The following is an 874-nucleotide window of genomic DNA, read 5'->3' on the forward strand; positions in this document are numbered from 1 at the left end:
ATTAGAACAGCTATTTAGACCTGCAGAGATGATTCATCAAACCAGCCACAGCAAACATGACGAGGAGCCTTCGTGAGCACAACCCCCTTATCCATTCTCTCCGACCTGGCCACCGACACTCACGTAAAAATCCAGCAAGAGCACGCCAACATTAATCCGGTTGTCGGTGTCAGCAAAAATATGCGAGCTAACGGGATTCCGGCCGACGTCATGACAATTGATTGTCTGAAAAGTGGTAAACGAATCATCTTGATTCTGCATGATGAACAGCCCGAACAGCTTATGTATCAGTTCGCTTACCGAGATAAGGACCCTGATGATGCATTTCAGCAAATCAAGCTGGCAGATATAAGCGTCGACCTACTCTATACCTGGATAGTGGAATACTTCTCTTAGCGGCAAACTTACAGCTCGTAACCCAGGTAAAAGTATACCGAGCTGGCACCATGATCATTGGCACCGTAGCCCAAAGCAACTGGGCCCATTATGGTGTCGGTGCCTAGATAGATACTACCACCATAAATAAGCTCTTCGAGGTCGACTTTCTCATCCTGTCTCCACACATTCCCAGCTTCTGCGCTAAGTCCTACGTATAAGGGCAAACCTGTTTTTCTAATAAAGCCTCCACGTAAGTCGTATTGATAAATCAATGCCATAAAGGCCTTATGCGGCCCGCTCAGGTCTCGCTCGTTAAAACCGGACAGGTTTAAAAAACCACCTAAAGAAGCATTGTTAACACTGTGTTCGCCATCATCTACGAACATCTTATTAAAAGCAGCCTTGCCTACAAAGGCATGGCTATCAATACTAATCGCGCCCTTCCACTCAAAGCCAAGCTGAGTAGACTGGACGCCGAAATCACTTTGCCCTCCAT

At 46.6% G+C, this 874-nt stretch carries 2 protein-coding genes; one reads left to right on the forward strand and one right to left on the reverse strand.

Features of this window, described 5'->3' with window-relative positions:
- Nucleotides 1–72 precede the first annotated feature (72 nt).
- Nucleotides 73–396, forward strand: coding sequence for a hypothetical protein (locus tag A3761_RS03340; RefSeq protein WP_068509494.1), 324 nt, complete (start codon nucleotides 73–75; stop codon nucleotides 394–396).
- An 8-nt stretch (nucleotides 397–404) separates the two neighbouring features.
- Here A3761_RS03340 and A3761_RS26795 read toward each other — a convergent pair.
- Nucleotides 405–874 (reverse strand): hypothetical protein (locus A3761_RS26795; protein ID WP_197472781.1); only part of this gene is annotated, 470 nt, incomplete at its 5' end.

The organism is Oleiphilus sp. HI0123, assembly GCF_001635315.1.